The 19076-nt window shown below is 62.0% G+C and carries 17 protein-coding genes and 1 pseudogene; 15 read left to right on the forward strand and 3 right to left on the reverse strand.

The genetic code is table 11. From position 1 onward, the window contains the following. The first annotated feature begins 313 nt into the window (after window positions 1-313). The 14 genes from C5L10_RS29430 (at window position 314) to C5L10_RS29495 (ending at window position 16260) form a co-directional block, all read left to right on the forward strand. The gene (locus C5L10_RS29430) at window positions 314-1384 is read left to right on the forward strand and encodes a polysaccharide biosynthesis/export family protein (protein WP_245448279.1); all 1071 of its coding nucleotides are present in this window, start codon (window positions 314-316) and stop codon (window positions 1382-1384) included. 138 nt (window positions 1385-1522) lie between these two features. Beyond that, window positions 1523-3796 (forward strand): polysaccharide biosynthesis tyrosine autokinase, encoded by a 2274-nt coding sequence (locus C5L10_RS29435; protein ID WP_245448282.1) that lies wholly within the window; start codon window positions 1523-1525, stop codon window positions 3794-3796. A 184-nt stretch (window positions 3797-3980) separates the two neighbouring features. Then, complete coding sequence (gene gmd, locus C5L10_RS29440) at window positions 3981-5087, forward strand: GDP-mannose 4,6-dehydratase (RefSeq protein WP_371412003.1); 1107 nt, start codon at window positions 3981-3983, stop codon at window positions 5085-5087. After that, complete coding sequence (locus tag C5L10_RS29445; protein WP_105432568.1) at window positions 5080-6051, forward strand: GDP-L-fucose synthase; 972 nt, start codon at window positions 5080-5082, stop codon at window positions 6049-6051. The genes gmd and C5L10_RS29445 overlap by 8 nt, the downstream gene beginning before the upstream one ends. Then, on the forward strand, window positions 6051-7358 hold the full coding sequence (locus C5L10_RS29450; RefSeq protein WP_105432569.1) for a WcaI family glycosyltransferase: 1308 nt from the start codon (window positions 6051-6053) through the stop codon (window positions 7356-7358). The genes C5L10_RS29445 and C5L10_RS29450 overlap by 1 nt, the downstream gene beginning before the upstream one ends. Beyond that, window positions 7355-7606: a hypothetical protein gene (locus C5L10_RS29455; protein ID WP_105432570.1), complete on the forward strand. Its 252-nt coding sequence runs from the start codon at window positions 7355-7357 to the stop codon at window positions 7604-7606. The genes C5L10_RS29450 and C5L10_RS29455 overlap by 4 nt, the downstream gene beginning before the upstream one ends. A gap of 117 nt (window positions 7607-7723) precedes the next feature. Beyond that, the gene (locus C5L10_RS29460) at window positions 7724-8257 is read left to right on the forward strand and encodes a hypothetical protein (protein ID WP_105432571.1); all 534 of its coding nucleotides are present in this window, start codon (window positions 7724-7726) and stop codon (window positions 8255-8257) included. 18 nt (window positions 8258-8275) lie between these two features. Beyond that, entirely contained in the window at window positions 8276-9811 is a 1536-nt protein-coding gene (locus C5L10_RS29465; RefSeq protein WP_172717251.1) for a lipopolysaccharide biosynthesis protein, read from the forward strand. After that, a complete protein-coding gene (locus tag C5L10_RS29470) occupies window positions 9808-11424 on the forward strand; it encodes a hypothetical protein (RefSeq protein ID WP_105432573.1) in 1617 nt (538 codons plus the stop codon). The genes C5L10_RS29465 and C5L10_RS29470 overlap by 4 nt, the downstream gene beginning before the upstream one ends. Next, window positions 11421-12458 (forward strand): glycosyltransferase, encoded by a 1038-nt coding sequence (locus C5L10_RS29475; protein ID WP_105432574.1) that lies wholly within the window; start codon window positions 11421-11423, stop codon window positions 12456-12458. The genes C5L10_RS29470 and C5L10_RS29475 overlap by 4 nt, the downstream gene beginning before the upstream one ends. After that, entirely contained in the window at window positions 12455-13561 is a 1107-nt protein-coding gene (locus tag C5L10_RS29480) for a glycosyltransferase family 4 protein (RefSeq protein WP_105432575.1), read from the forward strand. Before C5L10_RS29475 ends, C5L10_RS29480 begins: the two co-directional genes overlap by 4 nt. Further along, window positions 13558-14733 carry a glycosyltransferase gene (locus C5L10_RS29485; protein ID WP_105432576.1) on the forward strand — a complete coding sequence of 392 codons (1176 nt, stop codon included), beginning with the start codon at window positions 13558-13560 and terminating at the stop codon, window positions 14731-14733. Before C5L10_RS29480 ends, C5L10_RS29485 begins: the two co-directional genes overlap by 4 nt. Continuing rightward, window positions 14720-15316, forward strand: coding sequence for a putative colanic acid biosynthesis acetyltransferase (locus C5L10_RS29490; protein ID WP_105432577.1), 597 nt, complete (start codon window positions 14720-14722; stop codon window positions 15314-15316). The genes C5L10_RS29485 and C5L10_RS29490 overlap by 14 nt, the downstream gene beginning before the upstream one ends. A gap of 17 nt (window positions 15317-15333) precedes the next feature. Further along, window positions 15334-16260: a glycosyltransferase family 2 protein gene (locus C5L10_RS29495; protein WP_105432578.1), complete on the forward strand. Its 927-nt coding sequence runs from the start codon at window positions 15334-15336 to the stop codon at window positions 16258-16260. Between the two features lie 11 nt (window positions 16261-16271). Here C5L10_RS29495 and C5L10_RS29500 read toward each other — a convergent pair whose 3' ends face one another. Together C5L10_RS29500 and C5L10_RS29505 are read right to left on the reverse strand one after the other, a co-directional pair. Next, entirely contained in the window at window positions 16272-17993 is a 1722-nt protein-coding gene (locus C5L10_RS29500; protein WP_105432579.1) for a hypothetical protein, read from the reverse strand. Window positions 17994-17997: 4 nt separating this feature from the next. Beyond that, window positions 17998-18180, reverse strand: coding sequence for a hypothetical protein (locus C5L10_RS29505; protein WP_172717252.1), 183 nt, complete (start codon window positions 18178-18180; stop codon window positions 17998-18000). A 522-nt stretch (window positions 18181-18702) separates the two neighbouring features. Here C5L10_RS29505 and C5L10_RS33970 point away from each other — a divergent pair. Further along, window positions 18703-18993: a hypothetical protein gene (locus tag C5L10_RS33970; protein WP_172717247.1), complete on the forward strand. Its 291-nt coding sequence runs from the start codon at window positions 18703-18705 to the stop codon at window positions 18991-18993. Here the strand turns inward: C5L10_RS33970 and C5L10_RS29515 are convergent. Further along, a pseudogene (locus tag C5L10_RS29515) lies at window positions 18965-19076 on the reverse strand (IS630 family transposase); the annotation flags it as partial. The gene C5L10_RS33970 and the pseudogene C5L10_RS29515 overlap by 29 nt on opposite strands.

A 19076-nucleotide genomic window follows, 5' to 3' on the forward strand; every position in this document is an offset into this window, starting at 1 on the left:
TTCCGCAAGCGGACAAGGCCGTTCAACAGGGTTGGCAGCGGAGGACCTGTATTCTGTGGATAGTAAATGATTAACCAACCATGTTGTTGATTTGCCACAGCATGCGGATTTTCGATTCGCCCCCGGTTTTCCCCTTAGAATCACCGGGTCCCCCCGTCGGCTAAACCGATACCATACTTTGGGTTGTATGGCGGGGCGTATGTTTAGTTCCTTGGGTGCTGTTTTAACGCTTGCTACTGTTGCGTTTCTGTCCGGCTGCACGGGACTTCCGAGGTCCGGCCCGGATCCGCACGCCGTTGAAGCCAATGCAACCGTGAAGGCATTTTCCGCCGCCGGCAACAGGGTCGGCATCGACTATGCGCTCGTCGACATCAATCAGTCCGTCCTCGCCCATCTGCCGAAATCGGCCAGGTCTAGCCTGAGCGCCGGTTTCGGCTCTGGCAGCAGCGGTCCGCCGCCACTCACTCTCGGTGTTGGCGATGTCGTTCAGGTCTCCGTGTTCGAGGCGCAGAGCGGCGGCCTGTTCATTCCCGCCGATGCCGGCGCCCGTCCGGGCAATTACATCACCCTGCCGAACCAGACGATTGGTCGTGACGGCACATTGAGCGTCCCTTACGCGAACAGGGTGAAGGCCGCCGGCCGTCCGGTCGATGCCGTGCAAATCGATATTGCAGAGCGTCTGGCCAATCGCGCCATCGAGCCTCAGGTGGTCATCTCGACGGTGACGAGCCGTTCGATGGGCGCATCGGTCCTTGGCGACGTCAAGCAGGCGAAGAAGATCGAGCTCAGTCCCGCCGGCGAACGCATCATCGACGTGATTTCCGAGGCAGGCGGCTTGAGCATCCCCAAGGAAGAGGCGACGGTGACGCTCCAGCGCCGCGGCCGCAGCGTCACCGTCGCCTATCGGACGCTGAGCGAGCATCCGCGGGAGAATATCTATGTGCAGCCGGGCGATACGATCTTTGTCGATCGCAACCGCCGGACTTTCCTGGCCTTCGGCCTGACCGGTGAAAGCGGACGCTTCGATTTCGACGATTCCAATCTGTCGCTCGGGGAGGCTTTGGCGAAGGCCGGCGGGTTGCTCGACGACAAGGCCGAGCCGCAATCGGTCCTGCTCTACCGCCTCGTGGAGCGTGATCTCCTGCGCAATATCGGCCTCGACGTCAGCCGGTTCAGAGCCCGGGACGTGCCGGTGATCTTCCGCGCCAATCTGCGCGATCCGGCAGCGTTCTTCGCCGTCCAGCAGTTTCCCATGCAGGACAAGGACGTGATCTATGTTTCGACGGCCGATGCGGTCGAGCTGGTCAAATTCCTTACCATCCTCAATTCGGTCACCGCCTCCACCCGGGATATCGCGAGTACTCATGATGCCTGGCGCGACTGACATTCAGGCCGCGTGCGGCCGCTCCGGGTCGGTTTGGGCCGCTGCGCGCATCGGTCGGGTGGTGCGATGAACCAGCGGCCGGTTTTTCTCTCTCGCCACCAGCCGGAGCCCCGCAACGAAGAGGCTCCGGAACTGGACATGGACGGCCTGATCGCCATCGTTCGGCGGCAGTGGCGGGTGGTCGCCCTCTGCATCGCGGTGTTTGTGGCGCTCGGCATCGGCTACCTGCTCACTGCCGTGCCTCGATATACCGCCAGGACCAGCGTGCTGATCGACCGCGGCAACCGGCAGGTCGTCGAGCAATTGTCGACGATCGGCGGGGTTCTTGATGATGAGGCGTCGGTCCTCAGTCAGGTCGAACTGCTGCGCTCCGAGACGATAGGCCTGTCGGCTGTCGACAAGCTGAAATTGTCGGATGATCCGGAATTCATGGCGGGCCGCCGAAGCCTGCTGCTCGCGGCAGTATCCGACATACGTTCGATACTCGATATCAGGCGATGGCTGGGCGGTGGCGAGGTTCGTTTCGATCAGATCGAGGCGAAACGCCGCCAGGCGCTCGCCAACCTTCTCGGCAATATGAAGGTTTCGCGCGTCGGGCGTTCCTACGTTCTGGAAATCTCCTTCACGGCCCCATCGCCGCGCCTTGCCGCAGCGGTCGCCGGCGCGATCGCGGATGCCTATCTGACCGACAAGCTCGATGCCAAATACGATGCCACAAGGCGGGCCGGCACCTGGCTGCAGGAGCGCATCGAGGAACTGCGGCAGCGCTCGCTGGAATCGGATCTGGCAGTCCAGAGATTTCGCGCCGCCAACGGCCTCGTCACCGCCAACGACAGGCTCGTCTCCGACCAGCAGCTCACCGAGCTGAACAGCGCCCTAATCGTGGCACGGGCGGATACAGCGAGAGCACAGGCACGCTCCGACCGCATCGAGGCGATCATCGCGCGGGGTCAAAACGAGGCGATCGTCACCGACGCGCTGGACAGTTCGGTGATCAGTTCGCTGCGCGAAAAATACCTGGACTCGTCGAAGCGGGAAGCCGAGATATCGAGGCGGCTGGGGCCGGACCATGTCCAGGCTTTCCGCCTTCGCCAGGATATGGCGGAATATGACCGGCTGATGTTCGACGAGATCAGGCGGATCGCCAGGAGCTATCAAAGCGAGCTGGAGGTCGCCCGGTCGCGCGAGCGCCAGATCACCCAAGGGGTACGCAACGCCACCGACATCAGCGTCACCGCAGGGGAAACGCAGGTACAGCTGCGGGAACTGGAACGGGCGGCGGAAACCTACCGGAACCTCTATCAGACTTTTCTGCAGCGATATCAGGAGGCCGTGCAGCAGCAGTCCTTTCCGGTCACGGAAGCGCGTATCATTTCCCGTGCGGTGCCGCCGACGGGCGCCAGCGAGCCGCGGCTGACCCTGGTGCTTGCGCTTTGCCTCGCACTCGGCTGCGGCGTCGGCGGAGCGGTCGGGGCATTCCGCGAGTTCCGGGACCGGTTCTTCCGCACCGGCGAACAGGTGAGGGATGTTCTGGGCTTGGAATATCTCGGGTCGGTACCGCTGGTGGAACCGCAGACCGGCTCGAGACCGTCGACCGAGTCGGTGAAGGGAGAAATCTACAGGAAAAACGAGCTGTCCGGTTTTGCGACCGAGCATCCGTCCTCTGCCTTTGCCGAAACGCTGCGTAGCGCCCGGATCGCGGCGGATGTCCAGATCGACAGGCCCCACAAGGTCATCGGCATCGTCTCTATGCTGCCGGGCGAGGGTAAATCGACGATCGCGGTCAATTTCGCCCAGTCGCTTGCCAGGACCGCGAGGGTTCTGCTGATCGATGCGGACCTGCGCAATCCGGGCGCGACGCGGGCGCTCGGCTCGCATGCGGAAGAAGGCTTGCTTGAAGTGCTTCTGGAGGGCCGTCCGCCGTATCCTGCGCTATTGATCGACCCGGTCACCGGCCTGAAATTCCTTCCGGCGGTCGTCCGGCGGCGGATACCGCATTCATCCGAGCTGCTGGCGTCGGCGGCGATGACCAGGCTGCTGGCACAGGTCGCCAGAGAGTTCGACTATATCGTTCTCGACCTGCCGCCGCTCGGCCCCGTCGTCGATGCGAGGGCCATCGCCCCGCGTGTCGACGGCTTCATCATGGTCGTCGAATGGGGCGAGACATCCCGAAAAGCCGTCAAGGATACCCTGAATGCAGAACCCCAGATTGCCGGCCGTTGCCTCGGCGTCATCCTCAACAAGGTCGATGCCGCCAGGATGAAGCTTTATGAGGGATACGGTTCGCCGGACTATTATGCATCGCGTTACACGCAGTACTACCATGAAACGCATCCTGATCCGACGCCGGTTTCCATCGGCGCCGCAACCAGGATCAAAACGGCAGGGGAGAAGCCTGACAACAGCCGATGATCTTTTCTGAAGCGTTTCACTGCAATGTTTGGCATAAGCCCGAGATGCTACGAATCACTGTATGTCTCGGATTCGCCGCATTCCGGGGGACATCACAATGGTGTTCTCAGTGCTTGCGACTGGCACATTGCGCGGATAGACGTGCACGTTTCACTTAAAGACTGACGGGTTCCGTTAGGGGGATATGATGACTGGAAATGTGAAGAGCAACGGCAAGGTAGCATTGATCACCGGGGTAACGGGCCAGGACGGCGCTTACCTTGCGGAACTGTTGCTGTCCAAGGGCTATACCGTCCACGGCATCAAGCGGCGCTCTTCCTCGTTCAACACCAACCGCATCGAGCATCTCTACGAGGATCCGCATGTGGCCGACCCGCGCTTCATCCTGCATTTCGGCGACATGACGGATTCGACCAACCTCATCCGTGTCGTGCAGGAAGCCCAGCCGGACGAAATCTACAACCTAGCCGCCCAGAGCCACGTGCAGGTCTCGTTCGAGACGCCGGAATATACCGCCAATGCCGACGGCACCGGCACTCTGCGCCTGCTCGAGGCGATCAGGCTCCTCGGCCTTTCCAAGAAAACCCGCTTCTACCAGGCCTCAACCTCGGAACTGTACGGCAAGGTGCAGGAAGTGCCGCAGAGCGAGACGACGCCTTTTTATCCGCGCTCGCCCTATGCGGTTGCCAAGCTCTACGCATACTGGATCGTCGTCAACTACCGCGAGGCCTACGGCCTGCATGCCTCTAACGGCATCCTGTTCAACCACGAGAGCCCGATCCGCGGCGAGACCTTCGTCACCCGCAAGATCACCCGCGCGGCCGCCGCCATCCATCTCGGCCTGCAGGAACGCCTCTTTCTCGGCAATCTCGACGCCAAGCGCGACTGGGGTCATGCCCGCGAATACGTGCGCGGCATGTGGCTGATGACGCAGCAGGACGAACCGGACGACTACGTTCTGGCGACCGGCGAGACCCATACTGTACGGTCCTTCGTCGAAAAATCCTTCGCCAAGGTCGGCATGCCGATCGAGTGGCGCGGCGAGGGCGTCGAGGAGAAGGGCTACGACACGACATCCGGCGAATGCGTCGTGGCGATCGACCCGCGCTATTTCCGCCCGACGGAAGTCGACCTCCTGATCGGCGACCCCGCCAAGGCGCACCGGAAGCTCGGCTGGAAGCACGAGACCAACCTCGATCAGCTGATCGCCGAAATGGTCCGGGAAGACCTGAAGGTTATGGCGCGCAACGTGCCGACCTCGGGCGGCAACAAGGGTCTCTCCCATGCCTGAGACGATCTACAGCCTTGCGGGGAAGAAGGTCTATGTCGCGGGACATCGCGGCATGGTCGGCTCGGCGATCGTTCGCCGTCTGGCCTCGGAAGGCTGCGAGATCCTGACGGCGTCGCGCGGTGATGCCGATCTGACGCGCCAGGCGGAAGTCGAGGCCTGGATGGAGAAGAACCGCCCGGACGCAGTGTTCCTGGCGGCCGCCAAGGTGGGCGGCATCCTCGCCAACGATACCTATCCGGCAGATTTCCTCTACGACAACCTCATCCTCGAGGCGAATATCATTGAGGCCGCCCACAAGGTCGGCGTCGAAAAGCTGATGTTCCTCGGCTCGTCTTGCATCTACCCGAAATTCGCCGATCAGCCGATCGTCGAGGAGTCGCTGCTGACGGGTTCGCTGGAGCCGACCAACGAATGGTATGCGATCGCCAAGATCGCCGGCATCAAGCTCTGCCAGGCCTATCGCAAGCAGCATGGCAGCGACTTCATCTCGGCGATGCCCACCAACCTTTACGGCCCCGGCGACAATTTCGACCTGAAATCCAGCCATGTCATGCCGGCGCTGATCCGCAAGGCGCATGAGGCGAAGACCGGCCACCTTCCGGACATCACCGTATGGGGCACCGGCACGCCGCGCCGCGAATTCCTGCATGTGGACGATTGCGCCGACGCCTGCGTCCATCTGATGAAGACCTATTCGGCGGAAACGCATGTCAATGTCGGGTCCGGCGAGGACGTGACCATCGTGGAACTCGCGAAACTGGTGTCCAAGGTCGTCGGTTTCCAGGGGGATATCTCTCATGATCTCACCAAACCCGACGGCACGCCGCGCAAGTTGATGAGCGCGGCCAAGCTGCGGGCGCTCGGCTGGTCGCCGAGGATCGGGCTGGAGCAAGGCATAACAGATGCCTACCAAGCCTTCCTCAAGGGCGAATATCTTGAGCGCAAACGCGGAGATGCTGCCTGATGACAGCAGCCGCCCAGCCCCTCAGCGACGAATGCGAACAAACGTTCGACGCCGCACCGGGGCTGGCCACGGCAGCTGCCACATCGCCACGCAAAAGCGTGGTCGTCTATGCGATGAACTACGCACCGGAAACCGCCGGCGTCGGGAAATATACCGGTGAAATCGCCGAATTTCTCGCCGCCGAGGGCATGGACGTCACGGTGGTGACCACTCCGCCGCATTATCCCGGCTGGGCGGTCCAGCCTGGATATCGGAACCGCTATTCCTCGAAAGTCGAGGGCCGGATCTCGGTGTTGCGAGCGCCGTTGATGTTACGGCGGAAGATGGGTGGCATCTGGCGGCTCCTGGCGCCGCTCTCCTTCGCACTCACCTCGGCGCCCCTGGTCTTCTGGCAGATCCTGCGTCGCCGCCCGGTCACCGTCTTCTGCGTCGAGCCGACGCTGTTTGCCGCGCCCGTTGCCCAGCTTGCCGCCAGATTTGTCGGCGCTCGGACCGTGCTGCATGTTCACGACCTGGAGGTGGACGCGGCGTTCGCCGTCGGGCATTTGAGCTCCAAGGCCTGGCTGAAGACGGTCGGGCACGTTTTCGAGCGCGGCGTGCTTGCCCGGTTCGATCGGCTGGTCACCATTTCAAACCGCATGGCTGAAGGCCTGGCCGGGAAAGGCGTCCCGAACGCAAAACTATCCGTCGTCCGCAACTGGGTGGATCTCGCGCATATTCATCCGATGGAGGACGTCAGCCCCTACCGTGCGGAGCTCGGCTTTGGCGGCGACGACTTCGTCGTCCTCTATTCGGGCAGTATCGGCGCCAAGCAGGGCCTGAACGTGCTGCTCGATGCGGCCGAGCGTCTCAAGGGCGAGCGGCGCATTCATTTCGTCATCTCCGGCGAGGGACCGCAGAGGCCGGAACTCGAGGCCCGTTACGGCCATCTCGAAAATGTCCGTTTCCTGGCCTTCCAGCCCTATTCTCGGCTCAACGCGTTCCTCAATATGCCGGATCTGCACGTACTGCCGCAGGATAGGAGCGCCGCCGACCTGACGCTGCCCTCCAAACTTGGCGGAATGCTTGCCTCCGGGAGGCCTGTCCTGGTCACGGCCGACGAGGGCACGGAACTGGCGCAGTTCGTTGGGAGCGCCGTCTATCTCACTCCGCCAAACGATGCGGAAAACCTGGCAGCCTGCATCGTCCGTGCGATGTCCGAGCGGGACGAATGGCAGCCGTATTCCCAGACAGCTCTCGTGCAGAGCCTCTCAAAACGGCCTGCCATCATCGCCATCAAGCAGCTCATCGACAGCGGTGAGCCATGAGGGTCGCCGGTCACATCCTCGCCTACAACGTCGATCGTTTTCTGCCGCACGTTGTGGAGAACTGCGGCCGTTTCATCGACAAGATCTTCATCGTCCGGCCCGAGCGTCCGTGGGCCTATCTGCCCGGCTCGCGCGCCACGAGGACAAACCCCACGACCAGGGAAAAGGTGGACGAGGCGATCGCCGCCGCCCGCGCAAAAGGCGTGAGTTGCGAGATCGAGGTGATCTGCAGCGACTTCGAAACCTAGGAAGACACCCGCAACGACTGCCTCGATCGGGCAATCCGCGAAGGTTACGACTGGCTGGTCATCCAGGATGCCGACGAGTTCTATCCGGACAGCGGCTGGGAAACGCTGCTTGAATTCATGGCGGCGGACGGCAGGCATGACCGCATCCTGACCCCATGGCACAATTTCTGGAAAACGCCCGAACTGGTGCTGACCAGCGGCGATGGCTCGATCAGGGATGTCAACGCCGGGTTCGCGATCCGCTGCAAAAGCGGCGTTCGCTTCGATACGGCCCGAAAGACCATCCCTGCTGCGACCATCCTCGTCGATGCGCCCTGCTACCACTACGGCTACGTCATGAGCGACGCCGAGATGTGGGAAAAGATCACCAGCTGGGGACATGCGCATCAGGTGAACGCGCAAAAATGGTTCCGGCTGAAATGGCTGGGATGGACGCCCGCCCATTCCTACCTCCATCCGGTCACGCCGCTGTTCTGGCCAAAGGCGGTCCGCTTTCCCGGCAGGCAACCCGCCTTCGCCTCCTCGTTCATGAACCCGAGCCAGGAAACCGCGCCGCTCGGTTTTGCCGATTTTTTGGAAAACATGCTTGCCGACCGTGCGACGGACGTCCGCATCGTCGCGCGAAAATTATTGAGAAGGTCAACCGTGTAGCCGTAGGTCGCGTTTTCAATGAGTGTGTCAGTACGGCTAATCTCGGGCTCGATCGCCAATGGGGCGTTGCTTGCCGCCAATATCCTGATCCAGACGATCAGCGTGCCGATCATGCTCGGCTGGTGGTCGGCGCAGCAATTCGGGCTCTGGGTCCTGCTGCAGACGCTTTATTCCCTCTCCGTCGTGTTCGACCTCGGCCATCAGAACTACCTCGGTTACGAGTTCCAACGCCTCGGCACCAGGGATGCCGTAAGGCGCGACTTCGCCTCATCCATCCCGGCCGCCATTCTGCTGGGAACGATACTCCTGTGCTTCTGGACAGCTGTCCCTGCCTTCGGATGGGCCGACGCGTTGTTCGGAGATTTCGTTCCTGCGGAACTGATGGGCGACCTTTCGGGCTCGATGACCGTCTATGCGATCACCTGGCTTATCACCAGCTCCGTCGGCGGCATCCTCGGGCGGGCGCTCATCCCTTTCGGCTATTACGCGAGAATGGCGTGGTGGCGGTTTGCGCTGCTGGTCGGCATCAACCTCGCGGCCCTCGCGGCAGTCCTTTCCGGCGGTGACGTCCTCGACGCCGTGATCGCATCGTCGGTTGCCAACGTGGCCGTCAACATCGCCATTCATCTCGATTGCCTTCGTCTCTGGCGGCGTGAAGAAATCGGCTTCGCCGTCCCCGATCTGCGCAGAGGCTGGTCCAACCTCACGAGGAGCCTGTTCGTATCGCTCCGCGAGCTGCTCGCCATCGGAAACCAGCAGGGCATCCGGCTGCTGATCGCGCCGCTCGCCGGCGTCAGCCTTCTCGGTGCGTTCACCGCGACCCGGACGCTGTCGAATATAGCTATGCAGGGCATCAATGCGCTGGCAGGTCCGGTCGAGCCGGAGCTCCTGCGTTATCTGAGGGAAGGGGAGAGCGGGCCGGTGGAAGCCGCGGTCACTCTCAGCTGGCTCTTCGTGCTGGTCGTCATCGGCCCGGGGTGCATTTTGCTCCAGTGGATATCGCCCGGCCTTTTCCTGTGGTGGACCCGCGGCAACTTCCACCTGGACCCGCTGCTGTTCGGCTCGCTCTGCGCCTGTATCATCGTCTACGGCTTCGCCCAGCCGATGGTTTCGATCGTCCGGGGAAGCAACATCCTGCTGCCGCAGATCGTCGCGAACGGCATGTCTCTGCTGATCACGGCGATCGGTTGTTATCTGACGTTGACCTCATGGGGGCTGCTGGGCGCCGGCTTCTCGCTTCTGGCCGCCGAGATCGCCAGTTTGCTGATCTATGCCGGAGCGGCCCGCGCCGCGCTCCGAAAGCTGCGGTTGCGCATGCCAATCCATGCCTTCGCCGCATCCGTTTGCGGTGGCCTCTCGGTCATCGCCGGGCTGTTCGCCATGGCGATCTGGCCCCCGTCGGCCGGCTGGTCCTCCCTCCCGGCGATGCTCGGCTCGCTGCTGGCGGCGTGGACCGCCTATCGGTCCCTGCCGGCCAGTATGCGGGCAATCTTTCAAGGGCGTCTTCCAAACCTCTCCCGCAAGCGGGCGGTTCTCACAGGGAATCGGCCATGACCGGGAGCGGAGGTCTGGCGAGCGGCGATGTGGTGTTCGGCCGTCGTTCCGTACAAGGGCAACGTCGCCGCAATTCCCGTTACGTTACCCAGGCCCGCTGGGTCGTGGCGATTGCGATCCTGCTCTGCACGGCAATCCAGGGGGCAATATCGCCCGAGTTGACCAACATGTTCTGTGCCGTTTCAGCCGGACTGATCGGTATCCTGGTGTTTTCCTACTGCACCAAGCCAAGACGGATCGAACAATTTACGATCTCGACGCTGGTGGTGCTCGGGTTTCAGGTCCATTCGAGCATGGCCGCCCTGATCGTCCAGACATTCGCCTGGAAGCCGATCACCTTCAACCTCGAGGCGCCGGTAGCCACGTTTTCTGTTCTGGCACTGCTGCAGCTATGGACGGTGGCGCTGCACTGGTTCCATGCGCAGTCGCGGGTAATGCAGGCCGCGACGATGGCGATCCGCCAAAGGATCCTTGCGCCGCTCGGCCTCTATCACTCGCCGACAAACCGGCAATTGTGGTGGATGGGGCTGCTCGGGTCGTTCGCCTCCTGGTACGCGCATGCCGACCGCTGGGGCGAGGACAATTTCGGCGATATCGCCTTCAAACTGCTCGCCGGCCTGTCGCAATTTCCCGTCGCGCCCTTCCTGATCCTGATCGCCGCCTACCTCATCGACCCGCCGACCGGCAAGCGCTCGGTCAACTGGCTCGCGCTAACCGCCTACTGCGCCCTGACGCTCTATATCGCGCTGGCGCGCAACAGCCGCGGCGTGTTCGCGGTCAACGTCCTGACCGTGCTGATCTGCCTCGCCACCGCGGTGATGATAGGACGCCTCATCCTGACGAGGCGGCGGGTGATCTGGCTCGCGGTTGCCATCCTGTTCAGCCCCGTTCCGGCCGGGATCCTCTCTGATCTTGCAACCGCCATGGTCATTGCCCGCGACGACCGCTCCGACATCTCGTCGCAGGATCTCGTCTTCTCGACCATTGGCACGTATTTCGATGGAGAGGCGCTGCACTCCCGGCAGGAGGCGGACCGGATCCTGGCCGAAGGCAGCTATAACGAGATCTATGTCGACAACCCGCTTCTGGCGCGCTTCGTCTCCACCAAATACATCGACCACAACGTCGCTCTCGGGCTTTCCCTGTCGCAGACCGGTGAGGGGCTGGCGCGTGAAAACGCTCTCAATCAGCTGCTATTGCTGCTTCCGACGCCGGTCCTGAATTTTTTCGCACCCGAACTCGATAAATCCGGCAACGCCTTTTCGTCAGGCGATTATTACAATTTTCTCGTTACCGGCGATGAGCTGGGAGGTTATCGCACCGGCTCGTCGATCGCCGATGGTTTCGTCGTTCTCGGCGCGTTTTACGTGGTTGTGTTCGCCATCTTCACCTTCGCGACTTTCATTGTCGGCGATGCGCTCACGATCCGGATGCGGGACGGACATGTGCTGCTTTCGGCTCTCGCCTGCATCTGTGTCGTCCGCTTCTTCATGAACGGCCTCATGGACGAATCGGTCGCGGTCCAGGCCGGCAACCTTGTCCGGGCACTGCCGCAGACGGTGCTGCTCTATGCGCTGATGTTCTGGCTGACGAGGGGCGTGAAGCTGAGATGAGGCTCCTCTATATCGGCGCGGAATCGGGGACCAGCCTGCAGCGGGCGTCGGCATTCCGGCGTATCGGCTTCGCGGTTCTGCACCTGTCTCCCTACGCCCTCCTGCCGCCTCATTGGGCGCCGTGGCTGAACAGGGCAGGTGGCCCGGGCATCGATCGCATCGTGGCAAACGGGCTCGGCCGGCGGATCGGCGGGCAGCGCTTCGATCTTGCCCTGGTGGATTGCGGCGACGTGGTCGGACCAACCGCCCTGAACGTCATGCGCAAGGCGGCGCCGATCGTCGTCAACTACAACGCCGACAATCCCTATCTGGACCCGGCTCCGGAACGCCTCCGCTGGAGCATCCTTCACCGGGCCCTCCCGCACTACGATCTGGTCGTCGCCGTGCGCCGTGACTGCATCGAGGAGATGATGGCGAGGAGAGGCGCAAGGCGGATCGACACGATCTGGCAGTGTGCGGACGAGGTCCTGCATCGCCTTCTGTCGCCGACGCTGGAGGAGAAAAGCCGATGGTCGTCCGACGTCGTTTTCGTCGGCACATGGATGCCCGGCCGCGGCGCCTTCATGGGGCGGCTGATCGAAAGGGGCGTGCCGCTCGCCATCCACGGGTCCCGATGGAAAAGAGCGCCGGAATACCGGCTGCTGCAGCCCTTTATCCGTTCCGATCACCTTGAAGGTTTCGACTACACGCGCGCAATTGCCGGCGCGAAAATCGCTCTGGTTCTGCTTAACGGCCCAAATGCCGATCTGCATACGACGCGATCTGCCGAAATTCCCGCCATCGGCACCGCCATGTGCGCTCCCCGCACTCCGCATCATCAACAGCTCTACAGGGAGGGTGAGGAAGCCATCTTTTTTGACGGAGCGGATGACTGCGCGGCGGCCTGCAAACGCCTGCTGGCGGATGACGGCCGGCGCCCAGCGATCGCCGACGCCGGGCACCGGCGCACTTTTGCGAACGGGACCTATAACGAGGTCCTGGCCCGCCGGATCGTCGACCAAGTCGCTGAGATAACGCGAGGCGGCGCCCGATGAAGAAGACGGAGGCGCGCAATGACGGCATTCTGTTTCTGGCCCTGGACACTTACGGCCGGATAGGCGGCATCCAGCGCTTCAACCAACGGGTTATCGCTGCCCTGGCGGAAATCTCCGGCGACAACGGCTGGAAGCGGCCGGCCATCCACATCATGCGCGATGGCAAGGCTGACATTCCCGAAACCACGGCGGCCGAAATCCGCGCCTTTGGCCGTCGGCGCCTGGGCCTCATCGTTCATTCGGCTGTCGCTGCCCTCAACTGCAAAATCCTGTTTCTCGGGCATATCAACCTTCTGCCAGTGGGACTGTTGTGCAAGCTGCTGTCTCCGAGAATCAAACTCGTGCTCTTCGTCCATGGCGACGAGGTCTGGAACAATCCGGCCTACCGCCGCATGCGGTTTTATGAACCGCTTATGGCAAGAGCCCTCAGCCGGATCGCCTCCGTCAGCGCCTTCACCGCAAGCCGGATGCAGAAGGCGTTCAAGCTTTCCGCCGAGACGTTCACGCTCTTTCCGAACGCCGTCGACGACATCGACCGGCAGCCCCAAAAATGCGGCCGGAACATCCTGACGGTCGCCCGGCTGGATCGGCATGACCGCGGCAAGAATATCGACGCCCTGATCAAGGCGATGGCCCTTCTCAAGCGACGGAACGTGGAATGCATCCTCCAGATCGTCGGCGAGGGGCCGCTCAGACCGGAACTGGCGTCGTTGGCCCGTGAGCTTACTGTCGAAGAGAGGGTCGAATTCCTGAGCCACGTATCGGACGCGCGACTGGCCGAAGCCTATGCCCAAGCCTGCCTGTTCGCGATGCCCTCGTCCAAGGAGGGGTTCGGCATCGTTTTCCTGGAAGCCTGGCTGCACGGCCTGCCGGTGATCTGCGGCACCCAGGATGCAGCGGCGGAGATCATTACCGACGGGGTGGACGGCTATGCCGTGAACCCATGGGATATCGAAGCGCTGGCCGAGAAAATCGCGATGCTTCTCGACCATCCGGACATGGCAGCGGCAATGGGAGAGGCGGGGGCAGACAAGGTCCGCTCCCGTTACTTCATGGAGCACTTCAAAGGAAATCTCGAAAAAATCATCGCGGAGCTGCCATGAGAATCCTCCACATCATCGCCAGCGCCGATCCCGAAACCGGAGGCCCGATCGAGGCGCTGCGGCTGACTGGACTGCAAATGGCGCGTCTGGGCCATGCGGTGGAAGTCGTGACGCTGGACAAGCCCTCGGCGCCCTACGTGAAAGAGTTTCCCTTGCCTGTTCATGCCTGTGGGCGATGGACCCGGAGATACGGATATACGCCGGAACTGGCGCGCTGGATCGCCGCCAACGTCGATCGTTTTGATGCCGCGATCATCCATGGCCTCTGGAACCATGCCTCTGTCGGCGGTTGGTCGGCCCTGAGGCGGGCAGGTCTGCCTTATGTCGTCTTCACCCACGGCATGATGGATCCATGGTTCCGTAAAACCTATCCGCTCAAGCACGTCACCAAGCAGGTGTTCTGGTTTGCGTGGCAGGGCAGGGTTCTCCGCGATGCAGCGGCGGTCCTGTTTACCTGCGAAGAAGAGCGCCGCCGGGCGCGCGGCGTCTTCCGGGGTTACAGTTACCCGGAGCGTATCGTTGCCTTCGGCACGGCCGATCCGCCGGCAGGGGTAGAGAACCAGCTTGCCGCATTCCACCGGCTTCTGCCGGAATTGAAGGACAAGCGGTTCCTGCTGTTCCTCAGCCGTTTCCACGCAAAGAAGGGCTGCGATCTTCTTATCGAAGCCTTTGCGAAGATCGCCGTGTCCAATCCCGATCTCGACCTGGTGATGGCGGGGCCGGATCAGTCCGGGCTGAAATCGAAACTGATTGCCCAAGCCACCAAGGCCGGCATCGCCGATCGCATCCATTGGCCGGGCATGCTGGCCGGCGACGCCAAATGGGGCGCCTTCCGCGCTGCCGAGGCCTTTGTCCTGCCGTCGCACCAGGAGAATTTCGGCATCGTCGCCGCGGAAGCCATGGCCTGCGCAACGCCGGTCCTGCTGACCGACAAGGTCAATATCTGGCGTGACGTGCAAATAAGCGGCGGCGGCCTCGTCGGGCCTGACACGTCGGAGGGCATCGAAAGCCTGCTCCGGTCATGGCTCTCGCTCTCCGACGATGGCAAAAGCGCCATGCGCGCCCGTGCCCGCGCGGGCTTCGAACGGCATTTCCGCATCGAGGCGGCGGCCCGCGATCTCATCACCATTCTGCACTCCATCTCCGCACGAGGCCTTCATGAAGCCGCTTGACGCGAAGACCTCCAATCCGCGGCTGGGAGCCCCGAGTTTTCCGCTGGGGCATCGGCTGTTCAGGCTTGCATGGAACCTCGTCTGGAGCCTTTGCGGCCGCTGGACGCCGGTGCCGCTGTTTGCATGGCGCCGGTTCCTGCTGCGGCGCTTCGGAGCCCGGATTGACCGGACGGCGCGGATTTATCCCGGCGTCGAGGTCTGGTATCCGCCGAACCTCGCCATGGCCGCGTATTCCTGTCTCGGAAGGGATGTGAACTGTTACTGCATGGATCGCATCGAACTGCGCACCCACGCAATCGTCTCCCAGGGCGCCCATCTGTGCACCGGCACGCATGATGTCGACGATGCAAATTTCCAGCTGGTTGCGAGACCTATCGTCGTCGGCGCGAATGCCTGGATCGCGGCGGAAGCGTTTGTCGGGCCGGGTGTCACTGTCGGGGAGGGCGCGGTGCTCGGCGCCCGCGCCGTCACCTTCCGCGACCTCGATCCGTGGACGATCTACGCTGGCAACCCGGCCCGGAAATTGCGGCGGCGCTTCGAGCAGGACAAGCCCGGCATCTTTCCGGTGCGGTTGAACTCCTGATTGGGACACGTCGTCGAATGGCCAGCCTTGCCGTCCTCATCCTCACCTATAACGAAGAACGCCACATCGCCCGCGCGCTGCAAAGCGTCGCGCCCTTCGCGTCCGAGGTCTTCGTCATCGATTGTTTCTCGACCGACGGCACGGTCGAGATTGCCCGCTCACTTGGCGCAACCGTGCTCGGCAACCCCTGGATCAATTATTCCAGGCAGTTTCAGTGGGGGCTCGACAATGCGCCGATCTCAGCCGACTGGATCATGCGGCTCGATGCGGATGAGGTGATCGAACCCGAGCTGGCGGTGGAGATCGCCGACAAGCTTCCCACTCTCGCTGCCGATGTCGCAGGCGTGAACCTCAAGAGAAAACACATTTTTCTCGGACGCTGGATCCGCCATGGCGGACGGTATCCGCTTATCCTCACCCGCATCTGGCGGCGGGGGCAGGGACATGTCGAGGACCGCTGGATGGACGAGCACATCGTCGTGAAGGGCGGCCGCATAGTCCTTTTCGACGCGCCGTTCTCGGATCACAATCTCAACGATCTCAGCTTCTTCACGGGGAAGCACAACAGCTATGCGACCCTTGAAGCGACTGACGTGCTCGGCCGGCGCCATGGCCTGATTTTCAAACAACCTGCCCTTTCGCGAGCCGTCTCGTCGCGTCAGGCCTCCATCAAGCGGCGCATCAAAGAGCAGATCTATAACCGGCTTCCGTTTCAGGTCGCTGCACTCGGTTATTTCCTGTTCCGCTATGTCGGCCAGCTCGGCTTCCTCGATGGCCGCGAAGGGCTGATCTACCATGTGCTGCAAGGTTACTGGTACCGGTTCCTCGTCGGCGCGAAGGTCATGGAATTCGACCGGTCGCTCCGGTCGCTTAAAACGCTTGAGGAAAAGCGCGCGGCGCTGGCGCGATTGACCGGACTGCCGCTCTTAAGCGACAGCCGGTGAAGCACAGCGGTTCAGGCAACGCCCACACTCGGGAAGGCGGCCCAGAAGAGCGTCGAGCCCGCCCCTTCGGCGGCGACCACCAGCAGGCTTTCGCCGGCATTCAACGTATAGCCGGTCTTGCCCGGGATTTTGTTGAAGAGCTGTGTGCCGTTGGTATTGACCGTCAGATTCGCTGATCCGGCGTTGACGATATGAAACGGCAATCCCACCAGCGAGGACGCATCCGACGAATTCGTGATCGCGGGCAGGGTGCAGACGAGCGCCGATGCGGCCTCGAAGGTGACGAGGCCGGCATCCAGCGGATGCAGCACGGTGTTCGCAGTCTTGAGCGTCGACTTCATTCCCATCCCGAAGCGGGGATAGATGAAGCTGTTGCCGCCCCTGACTTCCAGATCGCCTTGGTTTTCCCAAGCATCGCCACGAATGTTGAACGCGGCCAATCCGCCGCGGGTCTGATCTGTCCATAGACCCGACAACATTGCTTGACGACCAACTCCACGCGCGCCGTGAAATTGGCTGGTGGCCGAGACCGCGTCGAAATCCGTCACCGCCGTGTTGCTGCTATAGAAGCGGCTGAAACCCACGCGGCGCCCGACAATATCGGCATTCCTATCACCGGAGACTTCTGAGATGTTGAGGTCGCAGCCCTGTGCGTTCTCCACGTAAATCCCGGCGCCGGCGCCGCCTTCCGCATCCACGCCGAGGAAGCGCGAGTTGGAGACGAACGCGCCTTCGTGGCGGGAGCTCAATTCGAAACAGGGCATGCCCCAGGACGAAAGCATCAGCGAGCCGCTGCCGGACGCGATCCTGGCCGGGGAGGTGAAGGCGTTGCCGATCTGTATCGTATTGCCGCTCACCGACTTGACGACATGGACCCGCCCGGCGGTGATCCCGTAATCGCTGCTCGTGAATGCGACCGGCATGCGCGTCCGGAATTTGCTGCCGTCAGCAACGGCGATATTCGCCGAACCGTCGGAGAAAATCGCGCTCACCACAAGTTCGGCCCGGTTGAAGGCGTTGTTCTGGATGCGGTCGGCATAAATCTCGTTCAGACGGGCGCCGTCTCCGCCGGCCTCGAATACGATACCCCGGCAGAGCCGATTGTCCCGTCCATCGGCGGGAATGATATTGAAGAGCGAATCGAAGCGGCTGTTTCCGGGCATCAGCGTCGAGCCCGGCAGCAACGATGCATAATACTGGCCGTTTTCGCAAAGATGCGTCCAGACCCGGGAAACGTCGGTGTGCATGAAATTGGCAAGGAACATGCCCCAGTCGCTGCAGTCGCGGATGAAGAGATCGTGGATGGTGGAAAACTGCAGGCCGATATTGTTCACCGCGCCGGTGCTGATGGCGCGTGTGAAGCCGGTAAAGCCGATATGCTCGCACCGCCAGCCGGTAATGCAATCGGCGGTGATCGTCGCGGACGGCGAGCCAAGGTCCGCGTCATTGGCGGCAAAAGCCGGAAACGAGCCGTCGCCGGCGAGCACGGTGCCGCCGACGAAATCCCATCCGCTGTCCGGCAGGGTGTCGTTGAGATAATTCAGCACCGGCTGCACGCCCTGGTAACCGATGCCGGAGGCGACGGGGAGCGGTTCCGTGAGCGTGATCATCGCATCCGGCAGCAGGATGGTGCCGCCGCCGCCCGCCGCGACCGCTGCCGCATGTACGGCCCGGATTGCCGCTTCGGTGGCATCTGAGGGAATGTAGAGTTTCGGAATTTGGCGCGATGGCATCGTGTCAGTCCTCCAGGCCGATGAATCGGCTGATCGTGAGTTGGCTGATGGTGAGCTGATTGTTTTCTGCGTCGGCAAGCGTGTTGCCTTCGGCATCCATCAGGGTGAACCCGTCGTCTTCGGGCGGCTCACCGCGGCCGATGGAAAAAGTGCCGGGACCGGTCAGGGAAAGTCCGAGATCCAGCATCATCCCCTCCCGCCGCGAACGCTCGCCGTCCGGCACCGAGCGCACCCGCCGGCGCCTCCCATGTTGATGCCGTGTCTGAAATGATGTTTCCCCATTCCTGTCTCCTCGTGCTCCAGGCTGCGCCCGAGCGTCTATCCGCAGACGGGCAGTTCGGAACCGATTTTAGGAACGGGTTGAGCAGCGGGGACGAAGTGGCGGAAAAGATTCGATGAATGATGGATGGCACGCAGGAGCGTTCGACGGCGAAACGCCTGATATGTCTCGCGGATCGGAGGCTATGGGGCGGCCGGAATGGAGCGAGCTGTCACGCTCACGGCGGATGTTCTTCCCCGCGACAGCCAAAATAATCGAGTGGGATTGCGAGCGCTCGACCGTAACCGAAGCGCTAGAAGTAGCGCATGATCTTCCGGAAGGGCGGCTGGACAACCTGACCGCGCTTCAGCCAATCTTACACTTGCTCCCAAAATTGTCCCGGAGCATTCTATAGCGAGATGATTCCTTTGCCGGTTTTGGGGAGAATAGATGTCTACTGCTGAGAGTAAAATATCCCCTCCGGCCTCGTTATATAAATACCTAGCACCAGAGCGAATAACTGATGTCCTTGAGACGGCAACGTTCAAGTTTACTCGGATGGCAAATACAAATGATATATTCGAGGTAAGAAAGACCTTCGAGCGTATTGCTGGTCCCCGCTTCAAGGAATTAATGCTAACAAAATATTCACAGATAATCTCAAAGAAAAATATTGAAGATCGATTTTTGGAGAAGTTAGAGCACATCCTGTTCAATCCGGGTCATATCCAGCAGCCCTGAAGTAGTTTGCGCATTCTGCCGGTGTGAAGCGGGGGATCAAGGCGCCGACGGCATCCCATAGAGCATCGACCTTTCGCTCCGCC

It is taken from the genome of Neorhizobium sp. T6_25 (assembly GCF_002968555.1).
Lineage (GTDB): Bacteria > Pseudomonadota > Alphaproteobacteria > Rhizobiales > Rhizobiaceae > Neorhizobium.

Coding starts and splice junctions, on each gene's coding strand:
- C5L10_RS29490 (WP_105432577.1), top strand. CDS start 14,720: ATGAAGCCGCTTGACGCGAAGACCTCCAATCCGCGGCTGGGAGCCCCG.
- C5L10_RS29455 (WP_105432570.1), top strand. CDS start 7,355: ATGAGGGTCGCCGGTCACATCCTCGCCTACAACGTCGATCGTTTTCTG.
- C5L10_RS33970 (WP_172717247.1), top strand. CDS start 18,703: ATGTCTACTGCTGAGAGTAAAATATCCCCTCCGGCCTCGTTATATAAA.
- C5L10_RS29465 (WP_172717251.1), top strand. CDS start 8,276: ATGAGTGTGTCAGTACGGCTAATCTCGGGCTCGATCGCCAATGGGGCG.
- C5L10_RS29505 (WP_172717252.1), bottom strand. CDS start 18,180: ATGCTGGATCTCGGACTTTCCCTGACCGGTCCCGGCACTTTTTCCATC.
- C5L10_RS29500 (WP_105432579.1), bottom strand. CDS start 17,993: ATGCCATCGCGCCAAATTCCGAAACTCTACATTCCCTCAGATGCCACC.
- gmd (WP_371412003.1), top strand. CDS start 3,981: ATGATGACTGGAAATGTGAAGAGCAACGGCAAGGTAGCATTGATCACC.
- C5L10_RS29435 (WP_245448282.1), top strand. CDS start 1,523: ATGGACGGCCTGATCGCCATCGTTCGGCGGCAGTGGCGGGTGGTCGCC.
- C5L10_RS29485 (WP_105432576.1), top strand. CDS start 13,558: ATGAGAATCCTCCACATCATCGCCAGCGCCGATCCCGAAACCGGAGGC.
- C5L10_RS29495 (WP_105432578.1), top strand. CDS start 15,334: ATGGCCAGCCTTGCCGTCCTCATCCTCACCTATAACGAAGAACGCCAC.
- C5L10_RS29470 (WP_105432573.1), top strand. CDS start 9,808: ATGACCGGGAGCGGAGGTCTGGCGAGCGGCGATGTGGTGTTCGGCCGT.
- C5L10_RS29475 (WP_105432574.1), top strand. CDS start 11,421: ATGAGGCTCCTCTATATCGGCGCGGAATCGGGGACCAGCCTGCAGCGG.
- C5L10_RS29460 (WP_105432571.1), top strand. CDS start 7,724: ATGGCGGCGGACGGCAGGCATGACCGCATCCTGACCCCATGGCACAAT.
- C5L10_RS29480 (WP_105432575.1), top strand. CDS start 12,455: ATGAAGAAGACGGAGGCGCGCAATGACGGCATTCTGTTTCTGGCCCTG.
- C5L10_RS29450 (WP_105432569.1), top strand. CDS start 6,051: ATGACAGCAGCCGCCCAGCCCCTCAGCGACGAATGCGAACAAACGTTC.
- C5L10_RS29445 (WP_105432568.1), top strand. CDS start 5,080: ATGCCTGAGACGATCTACAGCCTTGCGGGGAAGAAGGTCTATGTCGCG.